This window comes from Acinetobacter sp. ABJ-A23_2 (assembly GCF_044538765.1).
In the GTDB taxonomy this organism is placed as follows: domain Bacteria; phylum Pseudomonadota; class Gammaproteobacteria; order Pseudomonadales; family Moraxellaceae; genus Acinetobacter; species Acinetobacter nosocomialis_A.
In genome coordinates, this window is record NZ_JBIUCP010000060.1 from 1 (window position 1) to 18,487 (window position 18,487).

Consider the following 18,487-nt stretch of genomic DNA (forward strand, 5'->3'; position numbering starts at 1 on the left):
GCATAGGGTAATCATAATATTTAGTAATATTATAGAGTAGGACAGAGATATAGCCTAAGTTATTGTAATTAATAAATACTGTTAAGTCGGATAAAGGTTTTAAATTAATATAAATCTAAGATTTAAGAAGGGGCTATAACAAATAAAATGTTATATGTTTAGATCATAAAGTGTAATTATTTGTACAGATGTAAACAAATGTTTAGTATAGTCGTAATAAATAATTCATATAAAAAGTTTGTATAAGTGATTTTTTGGTGTATAATTAGCTTAACTAGAAAAAAGACTTATTAGTTTAGTAAATCCTCTTTTAGTATCGAAGCTTTATTCATAATCCTCCGTTTTTAAGATCTTAAGCTCAATTCGTTATTTTTTCCAAGTTAAACCCGTCATGTCTCATGACATTAAGTTCTTAAAATTCAATAGGATGTATATCATGTCTAACAACACAGCTACTGGTACAGTTAAGTGGTTCAACGAAACTAAAGGTTTTGGTTTCATTCAACAAGATTCTGGTCCAGACGTTTTTGCTCACTTCAAAGAAATCGCATCTTCTGGCTTCAAAACTTTACATGAAGGTCAACGTGTGACTTTTAATGTTGTGCAAGGTCAAAAAGGCCCTAGCGCTACTAACATTATTCCACAGTAATTATTTCTGTAGAATAAATAAAAAAAGCCCTCTTTAGAGGGCTTTTTTTTGGCAATAAGGTTTAGCTTTTCTTTCTCGATTTTAAATTCGATATTGAATAAGTACTTTAATAACCTAGGGAAAATTACCCTTCTTAGTATAAAAAGAGCGATTTAACAGAACTAAGCACTGCGCATTAAAGCTGCTACTGCTTTTTCCAGAAATTGTAGGGTAACTGGTTTGAGCCAAGTGCCGTCCGCAAGGCTCGGTTCATTTTGCATTGCCGTACGAATTTTTTCTTGAGTACTTGGGTTATTACCAGCATAGCCTTGTAGCATAGAAAGCCATTGTTGAGCCAAACGCCGTGCACCTTCACTATCTGGTTGGACTTCAGCATCAATCAATTTTTCAATATCGACCAACAATTGAGGCCATTTTTTCATCTCACGAATGTAGTTTTCTTTTAGAAAAGCAAATTCATTGTCAGATAAATAGCGGGCAAAAATACTCAGCTTACTTTCAGAAAACGCTTGAAGTAAAAACTCAACAACTTCTGGTGTAACTCCTAATTTTTCCTGAAATTCAGATTCTGCTGAATTTATGGCATTTAATTTAACAAGCCATTCGGGGTTAGCTCGCGTATTATGCTCAAGAGTTTTCATCCACTTTCGTGCCAGATCTTGAGCGGCTTCACTATTAGATGGTTCGCCAGCATTAAATAGTGCATTTGCTGCCTGAGTTAACTCTTGCCATTCTTGGTGACTTTTACTACCTGCTTGTAAGAAAGTAAGTTTTTCAAGCTCTTCTTTCGTAAAGTATTTCTCAAACATTGCTATAAGCTCCATTGTTTTTAGCCAATCCTCCAAACCAAGTTCTTCACCACTCATAATCTGAGATTTCAATTTACTGAGCTGATTTCGCAATTTCTTTTGCTCGTTCAGTCTCTGATCAATTGCTTGAATCTGCTGATCAATAATGGGTAAAAGCGCAAGATTGGGGTCTTCAAGAACCGTATGGATTTCGGCTAACGACATTCCCATTCCTCGTAATGCTTGAATTTGATGCAAACGAGTAATGTCTTTACGGGTATATAGTCGATAACCAGCATCGGAACGGACCGAAGGCTGAAGTAAACCGATATCGTCATAGTGATGAAGAGCGCGGACAGTAAGTCCTGTTTGTTTAGCCAATTCACCAACTTTTAACAGCATCATTTAGCTCCTTCTTCCTTAGGCATGTTTTATGCTAGGGGCTTACGTTACGTGAGGGTCAACTACTTTAAATCATAATTTTTCATTATTTTCGCTTTGGTAAATATTCAAATTTATTTTATTCATTATTGGAGTGAACGACGAGAAATTAGAAATGCTTTTTAATATAAATTGACTTTAAGCCAATTCAATAATGAAAGAACAGATATTTAAGTCTTTAAAATTAGCAACATGTCGGAAATTAACAGATGAGTAGCAACCGATATTCACCATCATTTTCAACGGGTGCTCTATGCACACACGGTAAAACCTTTTGAGTGGGATGATCTACCGCCAAACGCCACAAGTGTCCTGTACCCAAATTTATAGGTTGAGCATGGGCTTTAGGCTGGTAATGTAAATCAAAAAAAAACTCTGCTAAAAAGCTTTCAAATTCCGCTTCTGGGCCGTCGTGTAATGCTTTGAGTTTCTCTCTAATTTCTGGAATTAAAACTTTTTGCTCAACCTGATCATTAGGCACAATATCGCTAGCCGCACCGTGATAAGTACATAAAAAAGTATCAGTTTCTATAGGGGAACGATCAACATGAAATGAATAGACATCAGTTGAAATAAAATCTAGCTCTTCATCACGTTCATAGTGTTTAAGTAAATTAAGTACAGGCGATGCACCCATATCAGTTAAAAGCTGCATGTCTTTTAAAATAATGTCTCGAGCCAAATCACCTTGTTCTGAAAGCTCAAGTGCTAACAGGTCTTCAGTAGAAATTTCGGTAATATTTTCTTTTAACTCAAGCTTAGCCACAATTTCTTTAAAGTCGCCCATCAAATTTCTGTGCCAACAAATAGCATTCTTATCTCCCTGAAAATGTGTATTTACAAGTTCAGCAAAAGTAGACACCACTTCAACTTGCTTGTGGTCTGAAAATGTATTTGTCATATGAAATTTAAATCGCTCAAAACCCTGCCAATCATACACGTTTAGCGCTTCTAGGGCTGCAATCTTTAGCCGCAATTTTAGCTGTTAAAAATGAATATAATGCAAGAAAAGTACAATAATGATATGAACTTTGGGTTCAGCTTGCCTATTATAAAATGGCTTTAAGTAACCAAGATAAGATGATAAGTCGACTATTTTTATGGTCGTGTAAGGAAATAAGGACAGTTTTTAAAAGTAATAGGCTTGTGAGGAAAGTATGGAAGAAATTAAAACAATCGGTGTGGTTGGTGTTGGTGTCATTGGCGCAAGTTGGACAGCATTATTTTTATATAAAGGCTTTAAAGTAAAGGTATATGATCCTTATCCCATAGATGAAGAATTATTTAAAAAGAGAATACAAGCAAATTTAAAAGATTTACAAGATTTAGATTTGCAAACGCAGCCTAGCCATTCTTTACAAGATGTTCTTTCAAATCTAGAGCTTCACAACAACTTAAAAGATGCCGTAGCCGATGTCGATTTTATTCAAGAAAATGCGCCGGAGCGTTTAGATGTAAAGCAAAAGTTATATCAAGACATCACATCATATTGTCCTGAAAAGACACTGATTGCTTCAAGTTCTTCCGGCCTAAAAGTTTCAGACTTTCAAAAAGAGGCAGCTCATCCCGAGCGTATACTTTTAGGTCATCCATTTAACCCACCTCATCTATTACCTTTGGTTGAAATTGTAGGCGGAAATTTAACAGATGCACAGCTTTTAAAGCGCGCTTCCGAGTTTTATCAAAGACTAGGCAAACACCCGATTATTTTAAATAAAGAAGTAAAAGGGCATGTCGCGAACCGCTTGCAAGCAGCCTTATGGCGAGAAGCTTTTTCCTTGGTGAAAGAAGAAGTATGTTCAGCCGAAGATGTTGATATCGCAATTACCAGTGGGCCAGGGTTGAGATGGGCATTATTTGGCCCCTATATAAATATGGAGCTTGCGAACCAGAAGGGTTTTAAAGAGGCAATTCACCACCTTGGGCCACCTATGACCGAATGGTGGAATGATATGCAGGCTTTCCAACACTCAGAAGAAACGACAGAGTTGTTAGAAGAACAAACGAAACAGCTTTTAACACATTATAAAGATGTCGATTTATATCAAAAAAGAGATAAAGGGCTAGTCGATATTCTTAAACTAAGACAACAGCTAGAGTTGGATTAAACTCATTTTTAGAAGTGCCAAACAGGGCTTTATTACTGCAATGTTTGGCTTTTTTATTGTGGCGTATTTCGGTAGTATTCCTATTCTTCTTTCTACTCAAAACTTATAAAGAGCTTGTTGTATGTTTAAGCTTTTTATGGTCATAAATTTACTCAGGTATATGAAACGTTACTACAAGCAAACTGAATCGGTGGCTTCACATTGGACGACCGAACAAGACTGTTTTTTAATAGAAAATAATTCTCTTTCTATAGATGAGTTAAAAGAACACTTACCATTTTCTGAAGAAGAAATTAGAGTTCGTAGATCAGTTTTAGGGTTGGTAAGACGAGATCAGCAAATGCGACCGTATTAATTTTACCAAATGGTAAATTTTAATTGAAAATAAATATTTCAAAACATCTTAATAATTTAGAAAAATTGCGGATGAGTTATCAAAACCATACTTTTTTTATGTGATTGTTTGGTGCGGTTTACATAAAGCTTTAACTACTTACTTTTGACTATAATAATGTTTCACTCCTTTACACTTGTTTCACCATAATCAGAACCATAAAACATTTTAAGATCAAAACTTTATAACAATTGAGATTGAGGAGGGTAAAAAATGCCAAAGTATTTAGCCGTGGCTGAAAAGGTTTATAAGAATATTAAAAAAGACGACTTATTCACCAATGACCTTACACAAAATCTGAATTGTTTAATCAGTCAGATACGTAAGGCCATTAAAGGGACTGAGTTTAAACTTAAGTTCAATTACATTGATTTTGATGAACAGCTCACCAAGCCTCTTAGTGAATGTAAAGTCAAAGTCGATTTAAGTGTTATGCCTAAGTTTGAAAATGAAGGAGAGTATTTACTCTGGTTAGCAAGTTTTATCGAGCGGATTACAGAAGGTGGGAAACCCAAATTTCCGCCAATTTCACAGCTCATCCCGCACGGATTTAAAATGTCTAAAGAATCATTTCCTGTGACAGCCGCTCCTCAAAAAGAAGAGCATGCGGATATGATTATTAATTATTTTAAATCGAAAGATTTTCTGAAAACCGAGAAAACTCCTTCATAAAAGAATATAGAAGTATTCGTCCACCATACTTCTATATACCTGCTGGTTTATACTCAGCGACCGCCTTCTGGGGCGGTTTTTTTTATGGGTATTACACCATTCTGGTCAATGGGAATGCGTATTTCTAGAATCTATGTTTGTGGTGACAAACGTCAATGTCTGATGATCTAACACTTGATGTGTTGCATCAGCTAAATCAATCGAAACCGTATGTTCACCAGGAGCTAGTCCCTGAAGGACGATTGGTTCTTCAGATGCTTGTACCCAATGCCAAGAATTTTGATCAAGCGAAACATGCAGGTGACCGAGTTTTGGTTTAACCGCGAGCGCCGCATCTCCATAAACAGACAATATTCGAATATTTTGCGCATGCCAGCGGACAATGACGACCCCTTTAATGACCTGATGATCTGTTGGAGAGTCAATAATCAAATGGGGGGCATTATCCTTTTGCTGCACTGGTGATACGCCAACACTGGTCTCGTTCGCATAGGCTTGCGATCCCAAAAGCAATACCCCCAGTATTCCTGTGACCAGTAACTTTGTGTTCATAACGAAGCACTCTGAGATTAATGTAAGCACAGATTACATTGATCTCAAAGTACTGTCAAAGTTAAACTATCGTAAATTTACAAGTGATGAAATTCATGGCAGACACACAACGGGGTTATCACCACGGCGCACTGAAAGCCGCACTTATTGATGCGACGTTGATTCTTTTAAAAGAGGGTGGGATTGAAGCCGTTTCTGTACGAGAGGCAGCTAAACGGGCTGGCGTTTCACCAGGTGCACCGTTTCGCCATTTTCCATCGAGAACTGCACTGCTGAATGCGGTCGCAGAAGAGGCCATGGTTCGTCTCACTATGCAAATCGATCAGGCACTCACACAAGCAGCGAGTCTCTCACCCTTAGAGCAATACCGTGCATTGGGACAGGCATTCCTGATCTGGGCCTTTGAAAATCCGCATCACTTTCAAGTGATTTCCACACGCGCCGTCATCGATTTCGAGGGAAGTGGGCTTCGGGCAGCTAACGACAAGATTCGTCGTCAGATGCGACAACTGTTGAATGATGCTGTATCGAGTGGAGAGCTCGTCGGTATTTCGGCTGAAGATGCCTTGTTATCTACTCGTGCATTGGCTTATGGCCTTGCCCGTATGAACATTGATGGGCAGTTACAGAGTTGGGACGTTGAGTCAGGGAACTACCTTGGGCTTGCACAACGTCTGATCAATGAACAAATTGATCGCCTCAAACGTTGAGATTTCATTCTGATTTCTAAGTCGTGCTCAATGTCTTAAACAGGGTGGGCAATGCCTACTGGTTTATACTCAATGACCGCCTTCTGGGGCGGTTTTTTATGAGTTTTTACATCATTTACTTCTTTCTAAAAGTAAAACAGGTTTGTCGTAATTACTATTACACCACTCATGTTTTTTGATTACAGCTTGAGGAACCTGAGCCATGTCTTTCACGGGAACAAAACCCATCGAACCGTAAAAACTTTCTAGTTCTGCAAAAGGTAGACAGTAAAGTACAGAAAAATCCGAGTTTTTAATTAAGAAATCGACCACTTTACGGGCGATGCCTAACCCTTCATTGCCAGGAAAAACATAAATTCCACCGAGTTCGCCGCTATTCGAATCAATAGACACAACTCTACCTTGTCCAACAGTTTTATCACCAATAGAGGCGAGTACAATAAGTTCATCTTCATGTGATGGAACAAAATCAACCTCAGCATAACGTTCATTTATAGCTTTGAGATCGGCAGAAGTAGCAAATCTTAATGAAATTTCCATAATATTTTCTGTAGTACCATTAAATTAGATCAGGGGGGGAATTAAGCTTTCCTTTATGAAAATATTTCTTTCCTTTATAAGATAAGCGCGAGGTATAGTCTGTGTCGATCATGAGCGTTACAGTTTCAGCTTTTGCACTTATTGCATAGTAGAGATCATATTGCTCTTCTGTTTTTACACTGACTATTTTGCCATTTGATAGAATTGCTTCAGCAGCTTCCAAGTCGGTCTTATATTTATATATATCAATGCTTTCTTGTACTTCCCACCATAGAATAATATCTTTAATATTTTCAAAAGGGCTATACCAAAGAACCTCTAGCGCACCCTCGTCAATCGCTACGGGTATAATTAATGGCATCTTTATCACCACTTATTTATTTAATAATAAATTTCTCAAAACGACTGTACGCGAGTATCTGAATAACTCCAAATCAGCCCATCATAAGGAATTGCTAAAAGCCACTCATGATGGGCTTTTGTACTTAACGATTCATAGAATCAACAGCTTGAAGTATACCTGTAAATAATATTGCCAATTTTGACTCAGGCTGTGGCTCATTTCCATTTGCGGTAAATACTGCACAAACTTTATGGCCTTTTTGAGTTTTTCCAATCACAGAAAAGTTAATCACGCCGTATTCGGAACCGCCTTTAAAACCAATTTTTTGCCAATTCAAATTTTTAAAAAGTGGGTTTAAAGAGCTGTTCAGAGCAGGGGCATCTTGAACACTTTCAAGCAGAGGGCAAATCTCATTGGCTGACATATACCATTCAACATCTTGCCAAGTAGCCGATTTTCCAATGCTACTCACATTCGGTAGCGGGAGTTTGTCTAGCTCAGAGAACACTTCTAGACGAGCCGACTTTGTACCTGTTTTAAACTTATTTTTTAGCTTTTCATTACTTGGGTCAATCAATTGAAATAGCTCTCGTGTTGTCAGCATCGGGATGTTTCTAGGTGACAACGCTTCCATACGAGGTTTCTTTAATACCTCTATCAGGCTATCGGTCGCTGTATTATCGCTAATTTGTATCATTAACTGCGCGAGAAGTTCCAGATTTACAGGTGTACCATTAGGCAAGTTTTGTAAAACTCCAGTTGGCAATGAGCGATTCTTTTCTTTTAAAGAAACAATAGTTTCTCTTTTTAATTCGCCTTTTTTTATCGCATCTTCATATGCTTTTAAAACAAGTAACTTAAAAGTTGAACCCACAGCCATCGGGGTTTTATCGTTTTCAACAACCACAGGTTTGTTATCTACAACTACTAAAAGAGAGGTTTTACCGATTGCGTTTTCATGTAGTCCTTTAACCATTTCGTCTAGGCTTACGGTCTTAAAATGAGGTGCGCTAAACCAAAGGGTACTAATTTGCCCTTGCTCATCTAAGCTAATTGAAACAGGTAATTCTCCTTTCTCGAAATCAATCGTCCCCGAGCCATTTGAAACATTAATACTTTTAAGCGTGCCTAAAGAGGCTTTTAAATCATCAACGATTTTTTGAATTTGTGTGATGGAAACTTGTTGTAAAAATTGAGGGCTAAATAAAACAGGTTCTACGAGTTTATCTGCAAAAATTGATGAAAGCTTAGTCGATAAATTATCCATTTTTTGTTCTGTCGCTGCATGAGTAGTAGAAATAACAATAGGGGAAACATTCAAAGCCATAACACTTACAGCAAAAAATAAAGCTCTAGTTGTGTACATTTTCTTGGTGAGAAAGTTCTTCATTCAATGTCCTCTTATATTCAGACTCATCTACAGTTTTTTATAAATGGTTTTAAAATAAGCATTCATTTTGGCCCATCAAAACTTATATATCTATATAAATTTCTTCGATTTTATAAACCCTAATTTAATAATAAAACTAAATTATTTACCCTTACTTTTTAATGATTTATTTTAAAGCAAATGTCATTTTGTGTGCTTGACTGTGAAAGGCTTGAACACTATCCTTTGCCTGCTGGCCACATTGCCAGTCGGTCGTCGCGGACCGCTGTTTTCGACCACATCAGGATTATTTCTTCTGAGGAATAGTTTTGTGTGAGCATCTCCTCGTCTCCTCCCGTAGCGGTAGGACGGGAGAGGGACACCTTCGGGTGTGCTGGAGTCGAAACCAGTCCGCGAACCCTCTTCCGTTCTGCCACCATAATTTTAATGTCTGGTAGAACTCCCATAGAAGGAGTTGGCTTTGCACATTCATTATTTCTTGGCTCTCGATGCCAAACGCTATAACGACACCACTTAAATCATCTTTAAACAGCTTGATGACCTTTAGGGTTTTCAGGCTTTAAGTCATTACGGCTCAAAAATTTGTATCAACAATAAAACTTGAGATGTGCCAAGCACAGTCTTTATGGCTTTGCTGTGCCTTTTTTTCTCCCAAAAAGGGCACAGGCTTTTTTCTCTTTTAGAAACAACAAGAATTTATAGCGGTAAAAACTATGCCACCTTTAGTATTTTCTACACGTGCTTTAAAAGTTATTAATAAGGCGATTGATTTATTTCACCACCACGGATTCCATTTAGTAGGTGTCGACAGAATTGTGAGAGAGTCTGAAATTACAAAAATGACTTTTTATCATTATTTTCAGTCCAAAGCGCGGTTTATCGAAATTTGCCTACTTGTGCAAAAAGAACGGCTACAAGAGAAAGTCATTGCAATGGTGGAATACGACCAAAACACAAGCGTGAAGGACAAACTCAAAATACTTTATGACTTGCATACCGACTTGGAAGGGCCATATTACCTGCTATTTAAAGCCATTTTTGAAACTAAAAATAATTATTCAAATGCCTATCAAGTTGCCATCAAATATAGAATATGGCTAACCAATGAAATCTATAGCCAGCTTAGGGCGCTTAATAGGGAAGCCTCATTTCATGATGCCAAATTATTTTTATATATGATTGAAGGCACCATTATTCAGCTTTTAAGTTCCGATATTTCAAACGTAAAGGAATGGTTGTTTGAGCGATTTCTAATGTCATTTATTCGAAATTAGAGTAGTGTTAAGAAATGTTAAAAATTGTTTCTAATTATAATTTAAAATATCTAAACTATTTTAAATTGATTCTTTGCATGGAAAGTAATTTGGAAGTATTTTTCAATAATAGTAGATCTATTTTTGAATTTTAAAAATATTATATATAACAGTGTGTTATGTTGTTGTTGATATTTGAATTGACCAATAAAATGTATAAGCCTGTTTATTGTTTATACATTTTTTAAACAATTGATTTATTGGCTTATTTTTAAAAATTAATGCTTTATAAATGAGGCTTAATATAGCAAAATTAACAAATCTTTTAATCATGCTAGGGCTGGATTATATTCTGTTGAATAGAATAAGTTTTAATATTTAATTTAAATGTAAAATTAATTCTTAATTAAATAGACAGATCTGTACGTGCTTTGTAAAATACCACTAAATATAATTCAGTCCTATAAAGATGTTGAACAGTATTCATCAAGTTTTAGATAGTTTGGGCATTAGCCCACAGAAACGAGCTATTCATATTCAATTTACGTCTCCGATATTGAATGACCAAGTCTTTCTGCAAAGAATTGATGGCGTACATGCACTCAATGATGGCTTAAAAGCAGAACTTTTATGCCTATCAACTAATGCAACGATTCAACTAAAATCTTTTATTGGTATTCAGGCCGCTGTAGATATAGTGACGGAGCGAGGTGAATTAACCCGTGTTACAGGCATTATTACTCATGCTCAGCAAGGCCAGTCAGATGGAAGCCTAACTTTATATAAGCTGACCTTAGAAGATCCAACCGCATTATGGAAATATCGCCGCAATTCGCGCGTATTTATGAATAAAAGCGTGGTTGAAATATGGGAAATATTATTTAAAGAATGGCAAGTTAAAAATCCGCTATTTGCTGCAAGTTTAAGTTTGGATTTAAGCGGTTTAACACAAACTTATGATGTTCGTCCTTTTGTTATGCAACATAACGAAAGTGATTGGGACTTCCTCACACGCTTACTTCGTAGTGAAAATATCAGTTGGCTCATTGATGAAGCTCAGCATATTGTTCCAAGTACCGATACATCTATTCAAGCTCAAAAACTCAGGTTGATTGATGCCAATAGCCAATATCAGCCTTTGGACCGTAAAACGATTCGTTACCACCGTAGTAGTGCGGTTGAACAATACGACAGCATGACTCGCTTAACTGCCGAGCGTACTCTTCAACCCAACGTTATGCATATACAACGTTGGCAAGCAGAAATATTAGAACAAGAAGAAGGGATTGGAAGCGTTCAAAGTAAGCATCAGCATAGCGAACAATATGACAATGCTACACTTGGCTTAGAGCAAGCTTGGAACTATGCGCCTGCATGGATTGGTGACTTAAAGGGTGAGGATGGTGTAACTAAATCTGGAAATCAACAAGTTGAACGATTAAACCAGAACCTCCACAATTACTACGAGGCGCAGGCGAAACGCTTTATTGCGCAAACGACGGTCCGCGATGCCTATGTGGGTTACTATTTCGAATTAAATGAACACCCAGAAATAGACCAGCATGAAAGCTCAGATAAAAGCTTTTTGATTGTTTCTAAAAATTTCTTTAATCAGAATAATTTACCTAAAGATTTAAATGACCAAATTAATGGTCTATTGGCGCAAAGTAACTGGTCAATACAAAACCCCGAGACCAGTGATGAACGCCAAGCGAATCAACTGATTTTACAACGTCGCCATATTCCAACAACACCCGGCTATAACCCACAAATTCATAGTCCAGTCACTCATCCACAACGTGCGAAAGTGGTGGGCCCTGAAGGTGAAGAAATCTATGTAGATGAATGGGGACGTATTAAAGTTCGTTTCCTGTTTACCCGTAGTGATGACCATAGCCATGATGGTGGTGCTGGAACCAACAACAATGACACCGATTCAGCTTGGATTGACGTTCTAACGCCGTGGGCTGGAGAAGGTTACGGCGCACGTTTTTTACCGCGTATCGGTGAGATTGTTGTTATTGACTTCTTTAATGGCGATATCGACCGACCATTTGTGATGGGTCGAATTCATGAGGCACAGCGCCATCCAACCAAATTTGATAACAAAGGTAAGCTTCCTGACACTAAAAAGCTGAGTGGTATCCGTTCCAAAGAAGTGTCGGGTGGTGGTTTTGGACAACTCAGATTTGATGATACACCGGGACAAATTAGTACCCAGCTACAAAGCAGTCATGGTGCAAGCCAGTTAAATCTCGGGAAATTAAGTCATCCTAAAGATAAAGCGGAAAGTGAAGATCGCGGTGAAGGTTTTGAACTGCGTACTGACCAATGGGGGGCATTGCGTGCGGGGCAAGGTTTATTGGTGTCCACCCATAAACAGGATAATGCCAAAGGCGAACACCTCGATGCCGAAGTTGCGAAAAAGCAACTTGAAGGGAGTCAAACGAATAGTAAAGCACTGAGTGACATCGCTAAAAACCAGAAAACCGATGAAATAGAATCGATTGAACAGTTAAAAGATTTTGCCTCACAAATTCAGCAGCAAATCGCTAAATTTGAAAAAGCTTTACTGCTTTTAAGTTCACCAGATGGCATAGCCTTGAGTACGTCCGAGGATATTCATATCTCGGCTGATGCACAAATCAATCAGATTGCTGGAGACAGCATTAATATAAGTACTCAAAAGAATGTGATTGCACATGCCCAAAATAGACTCAGTCTCTTTGCTGTGCAAAGTGGACTAAAAGCAGTCGCTGCGCAAGGCAAGGTAGAAATACACGCCCAGTCAGATGCTTTAGATGTGCTTGCTAATAAAGGTATTACCATTTCTTCTACAGAAGATCGGATTGAAATTAGTAGTCCTAAAGAAATTGTAATTACTGGCGCAAGTTCACAAATTACCTTAAATGGTTCAGGAATCTTTCCGAAAACTGGCGGGAAATTTCAGGTCAATGCTGGACAGCATGTGTTCCAAGGCGGCGCATCGGCAAGTGTTAAATCTAGTTTGCCACCTCCACCAAAACGTGCACAAGGCGTTTTAGAGTTACGTCATGATTATGTACATGGAGAATTTGTCAAAGGTGCTGGCTATACAGTGACAGACACTTTAGGAAAAGTCTTTAAAGGAAAGTTAGACGATAAAGGTTTCGCTCGTGTTTCTGGTTTGGCAACAGGTTCAGTAAAGATTCTGTTCGATCCAGACCCACGTAATCCTTGGGATGAGGCAAGTGATTTTAAACGCAAGGTAGAGTGGCCAAATCAAAATGATGTAGAAGGCAGCATTGGCATTGCATCTGGCAGTAAAGGGTTAACTGAAACATTAAAAAATGATTTTAAAAAGTTGAGTCAACTTGCGAGCAATGTGAAATCTGCGCAGCAGAAGATTGAATCGGTTAAAAAAATCAAAGATCAAGGTGCTAAAGCATTGCTACCAATGGCGATGGAACAGGTTTTAGGGGGGAGTGATGGATCTAAGTTAAGTCAATCATTTGTTAGTCAAAATAGCTTTATGCCTTCAAGTCAGCAGAGTAATCCACTCAGAAGATTGGCTCAAGCAAGCTCTGACAAAACAGCAATAACAAAAATCCAATCACCTTTTGAAACGTTTGTATAATTTGAGAAGAATATGGCACGAAGTACTCCAGAAGTTGTTGCACCATTAAATACATTAAGCATCAAAGATGTTCAAAATTCGAAAGAAAAAATAGATCAATGGTTAAAAGCGAAGACAAATAATAATGTTACCTTGGAGCGGATTGAAACTGTTGCAAGAAATATACCTTTGTTAGGGAGTGTATTTGCTGCTGTTGATGTCGTTTCTGATCTTATGCAGATTTATGATAAAGGATTCAACAATGCTGACATTATGGATTGGGCAAACTTAGGGATTGATGCGATTGCGATAATTCCTGGTCCAGCAACAGCCACCGCTCGTACAATGGCACGTCCTGCATTGTTTTTAGTGCGAGAGGAAGTAAGAAGAATAACTAAAAATGGAGTAAAAAAATTAACTAAAGAGCAAATAGGTCCGGCATTTAAAGTAACGATTATTAGTGTTATATCAGAACACTTAAATTCAGCAGTGGCAGGTGAACTTGAAAAGTTTGCGAACGAAGCCCAAAAAAGATTAAATTTATTACTGACAGAAACTGGTACATGGGTTGAAAATAGTACGTCAACAATTGATACAGGAATACGTCAAGTTGTTGAGAAAGGAACGATAGCAAATCCTGATGCAAATTATAAACGTGCTCAAGAACAAAGAAATGCAATCATACCGAGATTGATGAATGGAGAGATTGTTCGGGCTGGGAAAAATGTTGCATATACCATAGAGAATAATTTCAAAGGTAATGCAAAGAGCGGTGCTAACTTACTAACCAAAGGTGCAATGTGGGTAGTTAAAGATGAAGATAAAGCCACTGTTTTAAAACTCGGAACTAATATTAAGCTATTAGGCATAACAGCAAAAACAAAAATACAAGGGCTAGGTGGTGCTGAAACAGCTTTTACAATTGGGTGGTTGTTAGCTGTTTTATTATTGGCAGTAAAGAAGCATAAGTCAAAAGTTGAAGCTGATAAAAAAGCAGCTCAAGTCAAAGCAGGTCAAACATCTCAAGCAGACAAACACCATGATGATGCTAGATTAGAAAAATCGACATCACAAGCAGCATCAGGTAAAAATGCTGGTAAGTGCAAAAATTGTATGGGTAGTACTGATGGTTCGATTACCTTTGCAATGGGTACAGAGTTCTTTACTCATGTTGATGCACAACTCGGTGGAATAATTCAGGACAGCATTAGCCGTACCTATGCTTCAAACCTTTACCAGATGGATGACGCGATATTTGGAGCACGTTGGGTTACTCCATTTACTACAAAAATTTCTCGTAAATTTAAATATAGTCCAAAGAAAAAAGACCATAAAGACTATTTAAATGGGCTTGAATACATCGGTTTAGATGGTCGGGCAATTGATTTGCCAGACCTAAAGAAGGGTCAAAGTATTTATGATCCGATTGAGCAATACACTTATACAGTTTTATCAGATCAGTTGCATTTAATTGCCTACGGTGAAGACGAAAAACGCTATTATGAAAAATACGGTGAGGACTATCGTCTATCCTATATAGAACGTAAAAATGGTTTCAAAGTCGCTTTACGTTATGACCATGTTTCTACGGATAATAAAACAATTTTATCGGACATTTTATTTAAACAAGACGAGAGTTTGCTCGCTCATTTAGCTTTGCAATTAACTCCCCAAGGTTTGGTTTCCGATATTTGGACCATCAAAAATGGCCAGTTAGATCGTGTTTTGGCAAGTTATAACTATGATCAACAAGGTGATTTGGTTCAGGCAACAAATGAGTTTGCAGCTTCTTATTATTATCAATATACCCATCACTTAATTACACGTTATACAGATCTTACACATCGTGGGATGAACCTAAAATGGGATGGTATTTTACCTACTTCAAAAGCCATTGAAGAATGGGCCGACAATGCTAGTCGTGCTTCAAAGTTGGAGTGGGATCAAAACATCCGGAAAACCTATGTGACTGATGTTGAAGGTAATACTACTGAACATTTTTACGATATAGATGGTTATACCTACCGTATTGTTTATCCTGACAACTATCAGGAATGGTTCTTTAGGGACAATGCTAAGAACATCACTTTACATATCGCTAAAGATGGCTCAAAAACTTCATATACTTACGATGAGCGTGGCAATATGTTGACCACCACCCAAGCTGATGGTGCAACTAGCTACTTTGAATATGATGACAAAGATAATCTGATAGGGATGGTCGATGCTGAGCAGGGACGTTGGTTTAAGCAATATGATGGTTCTGGTAATCTAATCAAAGAAATTGATCCACTTAAGCACGAAACGGCTTATGCTTACAATGCCATGGGCTTAGTCACTTCCATTACAGATGCTAAAGGTGGAAGTAAGTCACTCAAATATGATGACCAAGGGAATTTAATTAGTTATACAGATTGTTCAGGTAAAGAGACCAAATGGCAATATGATGAGCGTGGTCGTGTAATAAGCATTGAAAATGCATTAAAACAAAAAGTTGAGTATTTTTATACTGAACTTACCTTAGAAAATCGAGAACCAATTATAAAAGGTTTACCTCTGAATGCTTTTGGTCAACTTGAAAAGATTAAACATGCTGATGGCACAGAAGAACACTTCATTCATGATGCTGAAGGGCGTTTACTGGCACATATAGATCCTAAACAGAACATCACTCGCTATGAATATGATGAGGCGGGTTTAATTCTGTCTCGTACAGATGCTTTAAATCACAAATTAAAATATAAATGGGATCGATTAGGACGTCTCACCCGACTCATTAATGAAAATGGTGCCAGTTACCAATTCTTCTATGATGTCGCAAGCCGACTCGTTAAAGAAATTGACTTTGATGGTAAGGAAACGGTTTACCATTACGATGAAAACTCGGGCCAACTTGCAACCAGTATTGAAGTTGCATCTGCTTATGGACAAGACCTCAAAGACCGAGCTGCACCAAAAGACCGAATTCAACAATTTATCTTTGACAGTATGGGGCGTTTAGAACAGCGTACTGCGGGTTATGGTCACTATGGTTTAGAACTCGAAGAAAAACAGACTGAAGAATTTGCCTATGATTATATGGGGCGAATCATTCAAGCTAAAAATGCTCAAAGCAATTTACAATGGTTTTATGATGCGGCTGGCAATTTAGTACAGGAACACCAGCAAGACTATAAAATCAATAAAACCGCGGTGTGGAAACACCAATATGACGAAATTAATGATCGAATCAAAACAACTCGTCCAGACGGTCAGATGATTGACTGGTTGACCTATGGTAGCGGTCATGTACAAAGTTTAATCGTGAATGGTCAAGACCTAGTTAGCTTTGAGCGTGATGACTTACACCGAGAAATTGCACGTCACTATGCCAATGGAGTGAGTCAAGAACAGCAATATGATTTGGCAGGTCGTTTGAAAAGCCAAATGATGTTAAGCGAACATGAAAATGGCTATCAAAACCAATATAAGCGCCACAACAATGCATTAGAGCAGACCAGTCAACTGGTACAGCGTCTTTATCAATATGACAAAACAGGTGAGCTAACGGCAATTCGAGATACACGCCGTGGCAATATTGCCTATAAATACGATCCTGTAGGGCGTTTACTTGAAGCGAGCAGTAAACTTGGAAAAGAAACGTTTAGTTTTGACCCCGCCAGTAACATTATAGATTCGCATCATAGTCAGAAGGCTCAAAGCCACTCACAAAAGCTAGATGAAACAGGCTATGGTTATAATCGTTTAGTTAATAACGTAGTTAAAGAATATCTAGATCAACAATACCAATATGATGCTTATGGACAACTTGTACGACAAAAAACGAGCCAAGGTGATTTAAATCTTGAGTGGGATGTCTATGGCCGTCTAGTGAGGAGCCGTAATAGTCAATATACGGCAGAATATCGCTATGATGCTTTAGGTCGACGTATTCAAAAGCGGAGTAAACATCACCATACAGGTCAAGAGCAGAACATCATTTATGGATGGGATGGCGATACGCTTGCTTATGAGTCCACAGAGGAACTGACCAAGCATTACATCTATGAAAAGGACAGTTTCGTGCCAATGCTACAGGCTGTTTATTTAAGTCCTATAGAATTGCACCAAACACCAGATTGGTCAGATAGACCTTATAACATACACCGTGACCCGCTTTGGAAAACTGAAAAACAGGGTAAAGAGTTTGATGATGTATGGTTCTATCACTGCGACCATTTAGGCACACCGCAAGAAATGACCGACCATACAGGTGCAATTATTTGGAAAGCCGAATATAAAGCATGGGGCGAGTGTAAAACAGAGAAAACCAAGTCGAATTTCTTCGAAAATAGTGAAATTATTTCAAATAATATCCGTTTTCAAGGACAGTATTTTGATGCAGAGACAGGATTACATTACAATCGCTATCGTTATTATTCCCCATATGTAGGTAGGTTTGTAAGTAAAGATCCGATAGGGTTATGGGGGGGAATAAATGTTTATCAATATGCTGCAAGTTCAATTAGTTGGATTGATCCACTTGGCTTGCAAAAAACTAGCAGCAAGCAAAAGCAAGGATCAGCGAAACCAGAAGAAGGGACTCCTAAAAAAACATGTCCTCATTCAAATGTAGTGAATGCTTTAGATGGTTTCAAAACAAAGAGATATCAGTTTGGAAGTAATACATATATTTTAGACAAAGCAGCAATGACACATATCTTAAAAAGACATCACCCTGAATATTGGGATGGCTCAATTAAAAGTACACAGTCTTTTTTATGCCCAAATCTATCAATTAAGCAAATTGAAACAGAAATTAGAAATGTATTACAGGCGAATCGTGAAAAATTAGCTGAATCAGGGGCAAATGCTAAAATGTTCCAACTACCAAAAACAAATGGTAGGGTAGTTGGATTAAATCGTGGACGAATAGGACAATTTTATTAAGAGGTCGTATGATTAAATTTAAGTCACTCATTAAAATTAATGATGATTATATTGATATAAATGACATTGCTTTTTCTTATCAAGTAAAAAATGTTGATTGGGATTATGTTGAAGGAAAAATAG

The 18,487-nt window shown here is 37.6% G+C and carries 14 protein-coding genes and 1 pseudogene; 9 read left to right on the forward strand and 6 right to left on the reverse strand.

The features are described from left to right. Positions 1-436: 436 nt before the first annotated feature. Complete coding sequence (locus tag ACH63V_RS16320; RefSeq protein ID WP_002054492.1) at positions 437-649, forward strand: cold-shock protein; 213 nt, start codon at positions 437-439, stop codon at positions 647-649. A gap of 161 nt (positions 650-810) precedes the next feature. On the opposite strand, the gene ACH63V_RS16325 is transcribed toward ACH63V_RS16320, so the two are convergent. Further along, positions 811-1,839, reverse strand: coding sequence for a MerR family transcriptional regulator (locus tag ACH63V_RS16325; RefSeq protein ID WP_396464084.1), 1,029 nt, complete (start codon positions 1,837-1,839; stop codon positions 811-813). A gap of 241 nt (positions 1,840-2,080) precedes the next feature. Beyond that, positions 2,081-2,779: a DUF1826 domain-containing protein gene (locus ACH63V_RS16330; RefSeq protein WP_396464075.1), complete on the reverse strand. Its 699-nt coding sequence runs from the start codon at positions 2,777-2,779 to the stop codon at positions 2,081-2,083. Positions 2,780-3,035: 256 nt separating this feature from the next. Between ACH63V_RS16330 and ACH63V_RS16335 the strand changes: the two genes are divergently transcribed. The 3 genes from ACH63V_RS16335 (at position 3,036) to ACH63V_RS16345 (ending at position 5,052) form a co-directional block, all read left to right on the forward strand. After that, a complete protein-coding gene (locus tag ACH63V_RS16335) occupies positions 3,036-3,986 on the forward strand; it encodes a 3-hydroxyacyl-CoA dehydrogenase NAD-binding domain-containing protein (RefSeq protein ID WP_396464076.1) in 951 nt (316 codons plus the stop codon). A 160-nt stretch (positions 3,987-4,146) separates the two neighbouring features. Further along, complete coding sequence (locus ACH63V_RS16340; RefSeq protein ID WP_217486288.1) at positions 4,147-4,341, forward strand: hypothetical protein; 195 nt, start codon at positions 4,147-4,149, stop codon at positions 4,339-4,341. 252 nt (positions 4,342-4,593) lie between these two features. Beyond that, positions 4,594-5,052, forward strand: coding sequence for a hypothetical protein (locus tag ACH63V_RS16345; protein WP_174736347.1), 459 nt, complete (start codon positions 4,594-4,596; stop codon positions 5,050-5,052). A gap of 105 nt (positions 5,053-5,157) precedes the next feature. Here ACH63V_RS16345 and ACH63V_RS16350 read toward each other — a convergent pair whose 3' ends face one another. Then, on the reverse strand, positions 5,158-5,559 hold the full coding sequence (locus ACH63V_RS16350) for a DUF6130 family protein (protein ID WP_396464077.1): 402 nt from the start codon (positions 5,557-5,559) through the stop codon (positions 5,158-5,160). Positions 5,560-5,699: 140 nt separating this feature from the next. Between ACH63V_RS16350 and ACH63V_RS16355 the strand changes: the two are divergent. Together ACH63V_RS16355 and ACH63V_RS16360 are read left to right on the forward strand one after the other, a co-directional pair. Continuing rightward, positions 5,700-5,828: pseudogene (locus tag ACH63V_RS16355) on the forward strand (TetR family transcriptional regulator); the annotation flags it as partial. Positions 5,829-5,900: 72 nt separating this feature from the next. Further along, complete coding sequence (locus ACH63V_RS16360; protein ID WP_254617132.1) at positions 5,901-6,314, forward strand: TetR-like C-terminal domain-containing protein; 414 nt, start codon at positions 5,901-5,903, stop codon at positions 6,312-6,314. Positions 6,315-6,425: 111 nt separating this feature from the next. Here ACH63V_RS16360 and ACH63V_RS16365 read toward each other — a convergent pair whose 3' ends face one another. From ACH63V_RS16365 to ACH63V_RS16375, 3 genes are all read right to left on the reverse strand, one after another. Then, the gene (locus ACH63V_RS16365) at positions 6,426-6,854 is read right to left on the reverse strand and encodes a GNAT family N-acetyltransferase (protein WP_396464078.1); all 429 of its coding nucleotides are present in this window, start codon (positions 6,852-6,854) and stop codon (positions 6,426-6,428) included. A 19-nt stretch (positions 6,855-6,873) separates the two neighbouring features. Continuing rightward, positions 6,874-7,215, reverse strand: a complete 342-nt coding sequence (locus ACH63V_RS16370) for a hypothetical protein (protein WP_396464079.1) — start codon at positions 7,213-7,215, stop codon at positions 6,874-6,876. Between the two features lie 124 nt (positions 7,216-7,339). Continuing rightward, complete coding sequence (locus ACH63V_RS16375) at positions 7,340-8,587, reverse strand: serine hydrolase (RefSeq protein ID WP_396464080.1); 1,248 nt, start codon at positions 8,585-8,587, stop codon at positions 7,340-7,342. 713 nt (positions 8,588-9,300) lie between these two features. Between ACH63V_RS16375 and ACH63V_RS16380 the strand changes: the two genes are divergently transcribed. From ACH63V_RS16380 to ACH63V_RS16390, 3 genes are all read left to right on the forward strand, one after another. Next, positions 9,301-9,861, forward strand: a complete 561-nt coding sequence (locus tag ACH63V_RS16380; RefSeq protein ID WP_396464081.1) for a TetR/AcrR family transcriptional regulator — start codon at positions 9,301-9,303, stop codon at positions 9,859-9,861. Between the two features lie 448 nt (positions 9,862-10,309). Next, the gene (locus tag ACH63V_RS16385) at positions 10,310-13,456 is read left to right on the forward strand and encodes a type VI secretion system Vgr family protein (RefSeq protein WP_396464082.1); all 3,147 of its coding nucleotides are present in this window, start codon (positions 10,310-10,312) and stop codon (positions 13,454-13,456) included. 12 nt (positions 13,457-13,468) lie between these two features. Next, a complete protein-coding gene (locus tag ACH63V_RS16390) occupies positions 13,469-18,364 on the forward strand; it encodes an RHS repeat-associated core domain-containing protein (RefSeq protein WP_396464083.1) in 4,896 nt (1,631 codons plus the stop codon). Positions 18,365-18,487: the final 123 nt, after the last annotated feature.

Excerpts from the sequence above, each read along its gene's own strand:
- ACH63V_RS16390 (WP_396464083.1), top strand. The coding sequence starts at position 13,469 with ATGGCACGAAGTACTCCAGAAGTTGTTGCACCATTAAATACATTAAGC.
- ACH63V_RS16335 (WP_396464076.1), top strand. The coding sequence starts at position 3,036 with ATGGAAGAAATTAAAACAATCGGTGTGGTTGGTGTTGGTGTCATTGGC.
- ACH63V_RS16380 (WP_396464081.1), top strand. The coding sequence starts at position 9,301 with ATGCCACCTTTAGTATTTTCTACACGTGCTTTAAAAGTTATTAATAAG.
- ACH63V_RS16375 (WP_396464080.1), bottom strand. The coding sequence starts at position 8,587 with ATGAAGAACTTTCTCACCAAGAAAATGTACACAACTAGAGCTTTATTT.
- ACH63V_RS16370 (WP_396464079.1), bottom strand. The coding sequence starts at position 7,215 with ATGCCATTAATTATACCCGTAGCGATTGACGAGGGTGCGCTAGAGGTT.
- ACH63V_RS16340 (WP_217486288.1), top strand. The coding sequence starts at position 4,147 with ATGAAACGTTACTACAAGCAAACTGAATCGGTGGCTTCACATTGGACG.
- ACH63V_RS16345 (WP_174736347.1), top strand. The coding sequence starts at position 4,594 with ATGCCAAAGTATTTAGCCGTGGCTGAAAAGGTTTATAAGAATATTAAA.
- ACH63V_RS16330 (WP_396464075.1), bottom strand. The coding sequence starts at position 2,779 with ATGACAAATACATTTTCAGACCACAAGCAAGTTGAAGTGGTGTCTACT.
- ACH63V_RS16325 (WP_396464084.1), bottom strand. The coding sequence starts at position 1,839 with ATGCTGTTAAAAGTTGGTGAATTGGCTAAACAAACAGGACTTACTGTC.
- ACH63V_RS16385 (WP_396464082.1), top strand. The coding sequence starts at position 10,310 with ATGTTGAACAGTATTCATCAAGTTTTAGATAGTTTGGGCATTAGCCCA.
- ACH63V_RS16360 (WP_254617132.1), top strand. The coding sequence starts at position 5,901 with ATGGTTCGTCTCACTATGCAAATCGATCAGGCACTCACACAAGCAGCG.
- ACH63V_RS16320 (WP_002054492.1), top strand. The coding sequence starts at position 437 with ATGTCTAACAACACAGCTACTGGTACAGTTAAGTGGTTCAACGAAACT.
- ACH63V_RS16365 (WP_396464078.1), bottom strand. The coding sequence starts at position 6,854 with ATGGAAATTTCATTAAGATTTGCTACTTCTGCCGATCTCAAAGCTATA.